This window comes from Ruegeria sp. AB8, assembly GCF_056542605.1.
This window is the reverse complement of sequence record NZ_JBQGAB010000052.1, coordinates 1-8,384: the sequence shown is the minus strand read 5'-3', so window position 1 is coordinate 8,384 and position 8,384 is coordinate 1. Positions and strand designations below refer to the sequence as shown.

Here is an 8,384-nt window from a genome sequence, read left to right as displayed (position 1 = left end):
CGACGGATGGCCGGCCGGTATGGCTATAGAAGTCGGTGAGATGGGTACGGATGCCACCAAGATCGACGAACCGATCAATCGAACGCAACAGTTGATCTTGAGGGGCTTGGTCCTCCAGCGCGAACTAATTAAACAGCGCCGCTTGGGCTTCCTGCCTTGGTCCCATCATGACTGATCCTCTCACTGCGTTAGCAGGATTGAATCCGCAACGTACAACTCTATAAAGACAGAGTTTTTCAACAAAATATGCCCAAAACTTCCGGATGCCTCGCGAGACACATATAGCGGCAAAGCACAGAAAACCGACATTGACCGCTGTCAATGCTGCCCTTGGTTGCCTTGCAGTGCTTAGTCTCTATACTGCATTCGCGGTTTCCTCGGCGCTCATTCGCTGCGACAGCACTATCAAGGCGTGCCAAAATTCGGTTCAAAAGGTTGAGCGTCAAAGCCCTTTGCTTCAGAAGTGGCCACGTTGGACGGATCTGAAGTGGCACAAAAAAACGAAGCAAGACCAGGTTAGTAAGTTTAGGCCAATTGCTTTAGCCGGGGCATCAAATCCAGGAGTTCCCTTGTGTACGGATGCTCGGGAGCTGTGAACAACGAGGCCGTCTCCTGAACCTCAAGCAGTTTTCCCTGACGCATCACGCCCACCCGGTCACACATCTGACGCACGACCGGAAGATCGTGGCTGATAAAGAGCATAGTCAAGCCGAGGTGATCCTGCAGGTCTTTGAGAATGTTCAGGATTTGTGCCTGAATGGACACATCCAGAGCGCTGGTCGGCTCATCACAGATCAGAAAACGTGGCTGAGTTGCAAGGGCGCGGGCAATACAAATGCGTTGCCGCTGCCCGCCGGAAAATTCATGTGGATACTTACGCCACGCGTCCTTGGCCAGCCCAACCCAGTCAAGCAATTCCCGCACCCGCGGTTCGATAGCGGACTTGGGCAGGATTTTGTGGTGATGGATTGGCTCGGCCACAAGGTCCCCGACCCTCATGCGTGGATTGAGGCTGGAGAAAGGATCCTGAAAGATCATTTGAATTTGGCGGCGATAGGCCTGCAGGGCGTCTGCTCCCATGGCCGTCACATCCTGACCGTCAAAGATCACGCGGCCACCGTCCACAGGATACAGCGTGCCGATCATCCGCGCGACGGTGGACTTGCCAGAGCCACTTTCACCAACAAGGCCAAATACCTCACCATCGCGAATGTCGAAACTGACCTGATCGACGGCGGTGAAGTAACGCCGCTGCGATGGCAGCAGGCCGCCCTTTTGCAGGAACGTTTTGGTGATGTTCTCGACTTCAAGCAGCTTACCGGATTTTGACAATTCGGTTTTGTCCCAATGCGCCGCCAGATCATCAATCTTGAAGGTTCTTGCCCGCTCGCCATAGCTGACCACCGGAAAGCGTTGTACCTTGGTGTGAGGTCGTGGCACCGCGGCAATAAGGGATTTGGTGTAATCATGCGTAGGCGCGCCAAGGATCTGATCGGTCGTGCCGCTTTCGACCACTTGGCCGGAATACATGACGGTCACCGTATCAGTGGTGTCGGCGATAACACCCATGTCGTGCGTCACGAGGATTACTCCAACCTGACGCTCCTTCGCCAGTTCCTTGATCAGGTCCAGTACTTGCGCCTGAACGGACACGTCCAAGGCCGTTGTGGGTTCGTCCGCGATCAGGACGCTGGGTTCGGAGCACAGGGCCAAGGCGATTACAACCCGCTGGCGCATCCCGCCGGAAAACTGGTGCGGATACTGATTGAACCGATCCGCCGGGTCGGGGATGGAGACGCGGTCCAGCAGTGCAATGGCACGCTTTTTGGCCGCTGTTGCAGACAGGCCCAGGTGCAGTTGGATCGTCTCCACCAGTTGCTGACCCACTGTGAATAGCGGATTGAGCGAGGTCAGCGGGTCCTGAAAGATCATACCGATCTCTTTGCCCCGGATCCTGCGCTTGTCCTCTGCATCCAGTTCGTCGATCCTGCGACCGTTTAGCCAGACCTCGCCCTCGGACACATGGGCCGGAGGGTCCAGCAGGCCGATCACGGCATTGCCGGTCATGGATTTACCAGCGCCGCTTTCGCCCACGACCCCCCGAATTTCACCAGGATGCAAATCATAGGTCACGTGCTCCACCGGCTTGAAAACGCCGTGGCGGGTCGGGATTTCCACTGTCAGGTTGCGGATCGAAAGAACGGGATCAGTCATTTCAGCCTCGGGTTCAGAACATCGCGCAGCCAGTCGCCCAGCAGGTTCACACTCAACGCCAGCGCCAGCAGGGTGCAGGCCGGAAAGAACAGGATCCACCACTCACCCGAGAACAGGAAACCCTGTCCGATACGGATCAGGGTACCCAGCGAGGGTTGCGTGGGCGGTGCACCAACACCAAGAAAGCTAAGCGTCGCCTCGGCAATGATCGCCAGAGCCAATGAAATTGTTGCGATCACCAATACCGGTGACAGCACATTGGGCAGGATGTGGCGCAGCATGATCGTCAGTGGGCTTTGCCCGATAATGCGCGCGGCGGCGACATAATCCTTGTTCTTCTCAACCAAAGTCGCGCCCCTGACGACACGGGCGAACTGCACCCAGTCAGACAGGCCGATGGCAAGGATCAGCACCCAGATCGCCATCTGGTCGCGATACTCAACAGGTGTGACGCCCTTTGCGATACCAAAGATCAGCATGGCCAGAAGGATCGACGGGAAGGTCAGCTGCACATCGGCCGTGCGCATGATGATCGTTTCGGTCCAGCCGCCGAAATAGCCGGACAGCAGGCCCAGAATGATCCCCAGAATCATGGCAAACAGAACCGCGGCCACCCCGACAAACAGCGAAATCCGCATCCCATACAGGATGGTCGAAAACACATCCCGCCCCTGATCGTCGGTGCCCATAAGGAAGCTTTCACCGGTAAAGGCATTCGGCTCCATCGGTGGGGTGAAGCCGTTCATCAGGTTCAGGCTGGACGGGTCAAACGGGTTCGTCGGCGCAATCAGCGGTGCCATGATCGTTGCGAGAATCAGAACCAACGCGACCGCGGCCGATACCATGGCCACAGGCGACCGGCGAAAGGCGTAGAATTGGTCGCTGTCCAGAATGCGTCTTACACGGCTCATGCGCTGACCCTCAGGCGCGGGTCGATGAATGCGTAGAGAATGTCGACCGCTAGGTTGATGGTGACAAAGATGACCGAGATCATCATCAGGTAAGCCGCCATGACAGGAATATCCACGAACTGGATTGCGTTGATGAACAGAAGGCCAAGGCCTGGCCACTGGAACACCGTCTCGGTGATGATGGCAAAGGCGATAATGGCCCCCAATTGCAGGCCGATGATGGTGATCACCGGGACCATCGTGTTTTTCAGTGCGTGGCGAAAGTTTATGGTCCGATCGCTCAGGCCACGGGCGCGGGCAAAGCGGATATAGTCCTGCCGAAGCACTTCCAACATTTCAGACCGCACCAATCGCATGATCAGAGTCATTTGGTATAAACCGAGCGTTATTGCGGGCAAAATCAATGCCTTAAGTCCACTCGTGGTCAGTAACCCGGTACTCCACCATCCCAGATCCACGACCTCTCCGCGTCCGAAACTGGGAAGCCAGCCAAGTTCGACCGAGAAGATATAAATGAGCAGGATGCCGATCAGGAAAGTGGGCAAGGACACCCCGATCAGGGAGGCCGACATGATGAAATTCGCCGCAAAGCCATCCCGCCTGATGGCGGTGAAAACGCCCAGGGCGATGCCAAGGACAATCGCGAACACCGCCGAGACGATCGCCAGTTCCAGAGTGGCTGGTGCGCGTTCAGACAAGATCTCGGCGACCGGGCGGCCCTGACGGAAGCTGACGCCAAAATTGCCCTGTGCGGCCTCTTTCAGAAACTTCACATATTGCACCGGAAACGGCTGATCGAGGCCCAACTGGCTGCGCAGACGCTCCACATCTTCCATCGTCCGTTCCTGCCCCAGCATGTTGTCGATCGGGTCGCCGACAAAGCGGAACATGGAAAAGGCAACAAGGCCTACGACAAAAAGGACCAGCGCCGACTGGGCCACACGCCTGATAATGTATGACAGCATTTAGTTGACCGTGACCCAGCGCAGAAGGAAGAAGTTATCAGGCCGTTGCGTCAACTCGATGTTGCTGCGCGCGCCCCAAACCAGCGGTTGGACGTAGAGGGGCACATAGGCCACTTCGTCCTGCAAGATACTTGCGACCTCATCAAGCATCGCCTGACGCTTGGTTTCGTCAATTTCGGACTGGATCATTGGCAGCAACTCATCCACGCGGGCGTTGGAGTAACCGCCAAAGTTCCAAGAGCCCAGCTTCTTTTCCTCATTGGGGGTCGAGGCGAGAAAACGCACCGGATGTTCGGCGTCGAAAGTCCCGGGCGACCATCCCAGCAGATACATGTCGAAATTGTCAGCCCGCAGTTCGGGCCAGTAGTTCTGAACGGGCATTGCATCGAGCGTTACATTCAATCCAACCTGCGTCAGCATGGCCGTGATCGCCTGGCAGACGGACTCGTCATTCAGATAGCGATTGTTGGAACATTTGAAGCTAACTTCGGCACCTTCAGCGCCGGCCTCAGCCAGTAGCGCCTTCGCGCCTTCGGGGTCGAAGCCATACGGGTCCGCGTTTGCAACCGAGAACCCACGCATTGCTGGGCTGACAAGTTGACTTGCCACCTCGGCGTTGCCGCGCATGATGGTTTGCAAGATGGCCGGCACGTTGACGGCCTTGGCTACGGCCTCACGAACGCGGGGGTCACGGAACAGATCAGAACCGCCTTGCCCGGCTTCGCTTGCGCCCTCCTGCTGATCAAAGCCCAGCATGATAACGCGCGCTTCGATACCCTGAATGACCTTTACGTCCGGGTTGCCTTGCAACCGGGCGACGTCCTGAATGGGGACAGGATTGATAAAGTCCACATCACCCGACAGCAATGCCGCCAGCGCTGTTGCAGGATTCTGGATGGGCACCAGCTCAGCGCGGGTCAGGTTATGCTCTGCCTCACCCCACCAACCGTCAAACGGTTCCAGAACGGTGCGCAATGCCGGCTCTCGCGCAGTGACGCGGAATGCGCCGGTGCCGTTGGCGTTCAGTGTCGCATAGTTGCCAGCCTCTTTATCGGGCAATGCGGCGTCATTCGCCTCGGCCCACCCGCTATCAAGGATCATCCAGTTGGCGATGCTGTCTGGAAAGATCGGATTGGGCGCGGTCGTCATGACATCAATGGTGTAGTCGTCGACTTTCACCACCTCGCTGACCGGAGCGAACCAGCTACGGGTATCCGAATTTTCATCCGAGGCACGCTGGTACGAGAATATCACATCATCTGCGTTGAACTCAGACCCATCATGAAACGTCACGCCTTCCCGCAGATTGAACCGCCAGCCTGCGCCGTCACCAATTGTCTCCCAGCTGGTCGCCAGCGCCGGTTCGATGGACATATCTTTGCCCCGACGGACCAGCCCTTCGTAAACATTGTTCAGAAATCCCAAAACCGGGGCGGAATTGACTGCATGCGGGTCCAGCGTTTGCGGGTCGGTCGTGACAGCAAACGTGAACTCTTCGGCTGATACGGGTAACGCAAGCGCACACATCAGCGCGGCAGTGGTCAGACGTCTCATAATAGCTCCCACTTATGTGGCGGCGGGCCCCGCATCCCGAGGCCCGCCGCTCAGCTTAGTTCAGACCGAAGTGCTTCACCATGGGTTGATCCTCGGGATCGACCTCGATGGCCAGATTTTCAGCCATGCCCCAGTTCAGCACCTGATGGTGGATTGGGATGTACAGCTGCTCATCCTGCACTACACGCCAAATGTCGGCTATGTCCTGGTCGCGGGCAACAAGGTCTGTGTTTGAGGCAAGCGATTTGATCTTGGCGTCAAGCTCATCATCGTTAAAGCCAGTGCCGTTCCAGGTACCGATGTCACTTTCACGGCCATGAACCAGGAAGTTGAAGATGTATTCCGAGTCGTATGTCGGAACGCCCCAGCCCAACATGTAGAAGTCGGTCTTTCCATCGGTAATCAGCGGGAAATGTTGCGCCTTGGGTTTGGCATCCAGATTCACGGTAATGCCAATTTGACCAAGCATCCCGACGGCCGCCTGGCAGATACCTTCGTCGTTGATGTATCGATCATTGGGGCAGTCAAGACGGATTGAGAAGCCATCAGGATAGCCCGCTTCAGCCAAAAGCGCTTTTGCTGCTTCAACATCAGTACTGCTTTCGGCGTCCATATCAGCCGTCCAGCCGTTCACGAAGGGCGGTGCAATCATCCCGGCGGGTTGCGACTGACCGCGCATGACCACCTGCTTGATGGCATCGCGGTTGATCGCCTTGGACATCGCCTGACGTACGCGCACATCTGCAAGGGGGTTCTTGCCATCGACGTTGTCGGCTTCGATGTCATTTGCACCCTGGTTCATCCCGAAAAAGATCACCCGGTTCTGCGGCGCCTGTTTGACTACAAGGCCATCCGCAGAGTTGACCCGTTCCAAGTCCTGAACCGGCATATCCTGAAGGAAATTCACCTCACCGGACAGCATAGCCGCGACGCGCGTCGCGTTATTCTGGATGGGCGTGTAGATAATCTCGCTGATTGCCATTGGGAACTGATCGCGGCCCCAATAATCTTCGTTTCGCTGCATGACGGTTTTTACGTCAGGTTCGCGGCTGACCAGCTTGTAAGGACCAGTGCCGTTCACGTTAGTAGTCGCGAAGGTGATCTCTCCGCCTTCAAAATCCTGAACATCGACCGTGTTATTCGCCTCGGTCCAATCTTTGTCCATGATGAACAGGTCGGTCAGGTTTGCAGGCAGGATCGGGTTCGGACCGTCAGTCACGATCTCGACCGTATGGTCATCGACCGCGCGCACCTCGACGATAGAGTTGATCAGTTCTTTCATATCCGAGTTCGGCTGCTTGGCGCGGTTGATGCTGAACACCACGTCGTCCGCAGTAAAATCGGCCCCATCATGAAATTTCACACCCTGGCGCAGGTTGAACACCCAGACATTAGGATCACTCTCGCTGGGGTTCCAATCGGTCGCGAGCGCGGGTTCAAAGGCACCGGTCGTGTCACGGATAATCAGCGGTTCATACATCTGATGGCGAACGGTATGCGTGGGCCCTTCGTTTTGCGAATGCGGGTCCAGCGTCAGCGCATCCCCAGAGCGCGCCCATCGCAACGTTTCCGCCTGAGCCAGCGTTGTCGAAGTCATCAGCAGCGCGAGCGCCAGCATTGGTTTTTTCATTATTTTCTCCCTTTTTGCAGTCATTTAGCTGCATTGAATTCGCGATACGATGTCGCAAATTTCTGTTAAAGTCATAGTGGGCGATAGCATACCAACTGCGCATGCATGTCAATCGTTCAACGCAGTGTCGAATTTCCACACGTTAACGACCTGAGATTCTTCGAGGGCAGCCAACCCACTAAAAAATCATCCGATCAAGTAACCACTACTCAGTCGCGACCAAAATAACCTGAAAAAATCACGCCTCCTGAACCGGGAATTGAATCCAGATAGCGCTGCGAGAAGCCGCGTTTCTCAGAAACAAACTAAATGCCCGTTTTAAAGGCGTTTGCCACTATGTCTAAACTTTTGCGAGAGCTGGCGATACATACGAGGTTTTTTGGCCGTGTTTGCACTGTGCAGCGCTCATCTGACGGGTCCAACTTGAATGTTCGTGCATCATTGGTTTTGTTGCATCCATATGGTCGGTTCAGGCGCCGGCGGACGATAGCCCAAAGAACTGTGGAGACTCTTCACGTTGTAGTGCTTCCTCCATTGTTCGATCAGGATTTGTGCTTCGCGCAGGCTGTAGAAAATTTCGCCGTTGAGCGTCTCGTTCCAGAGCCGGCCGTTAAAGTTTTCACAGCATCCGTTTCCCCACGGGCTTCCAGATTCAATGCTAGTCGCTTGGGCGCCGGCGGCGGCGATCTACTCCAGAACCGCCCGCGTGATAAATTCTAGGTCATTGTTTTGAACGTATCAAACCGGGCGGGCCATAAAGGACGGACAGATCCGTCACGGCATCGACCACCTCGGTTGAGTTCAGCGTGCGCTTCACCCTTGAGTCGAGATTCCCAACCAAAAGATGACCGTTGTTGCGAGGGCAATGGCCGAGAGTCTCCTATTCTCGACGAAGTGTATGCCCGGTTGCCTACTCCGCCTTTTTCGCCTTAGGATAAAGATGCTGTTGCAAAGAGCGTCTACCAACATGTCTGGCAGCAAGCTGCAATGGGCGCGTTCGCTACTGCTGCCTAGGGTCGGGACTCATAACCAATAAATGACGGTTGCGGCGAGGGCGATGGCGGAGAGGAAGACCTTCGGGCATCTGTCGTATCTGGTCGCCACACGCCT

At 56.0% G+C, this 8,384-nt stretch carries 6 protein-coding genes and 2 pseudogenes; all 8 read right to left on the bottom strand.

Translation table 11 applies throughout. The features are described 5' to 3' along the window. Positions 1 to 118, bottom strand: a 118-nt coding sequence (locus ACR0CG_RS23210) for a transposase (RefSeq protein ID WP_480527838.1), incomplete at its 3' end; no start/stop codon positions are given. Between the two features lie 407 nt (positions 119 to 525). After that, positions 526 to 2,214, bottom strand: coding sequence for an ABC transporter ATP-binding protein (locus tag ACR0CG_RS23205; RefSeq protein WP_480527837.1), 1,689 nt, complete (start codon positions 2,212 to 2,214; stop codon positions 526 to 528). Beyond that, entirely contained in the window at positions 2,211 to 3,125 is a 915-nt protein-coding gene (locus tag ACR0CG_RS23200) for an ABC transporter permease (protein WP_480527835.1), read from the bottom strand. The genes ACR0CG_RS23205 and ACR0CG_RS23200 overlap by 4 nt, the downstream gene beginning before the upstream one ends. Beyond that, entirely contained in the window at positions 3,122 to 4,090 is a 969-nt protein-coding gene (locus tag ACR0CG_RS23195) for an ABC transporter permease (protein ID WP_480527833.1), read from the bottom strand. Before ACR0CG_RS23195 ends, ACR0CG_RS23200 begins: the two co-directional genes overlap by 4 nt. Continuing rightward, positions 4,091 to 5,644, bottom strand: a complete 1,554-nt coding sequence (locus ACR0CG_RS23190; RefSeq protein ID WP_480527832.1) for an ABC transporter substrate-binding protein — start codon at positions 5,642 to 5,644, stop codon at positions 4,091 to 4,093. Positions 5,645 to 5,699: 55 nt separating this feature from the next. Then, a complete protein-coding gene (locus ACR0CG_RS23185; RefSeq protein WP_480527830.1) occupies positions 5,700 to 7,274 on the bottom strand; it encodes an ABC transporter substrate-binding protein in 1,575 nt (524 codons plus the stop codon). A gap of 340 nt (positions 7,275 to 7,614) precedes the next feature. Beyond that, positions 7,615 to 8,094 (bottom strand): annotated as a pseudogene (locus tag ACR0CG_RS23180) (integrase core domain-containing protein); the annotation flags it as partial. 203 nt (positions 8,095 to 8,297) lie between these two features. Further along, a pseudogene (locus ACR0CG_RS23175) lies at positions 8,298 to 8,384 on the bottom strand (IS5/IS1182 family transposase); the annotation flags it as partial.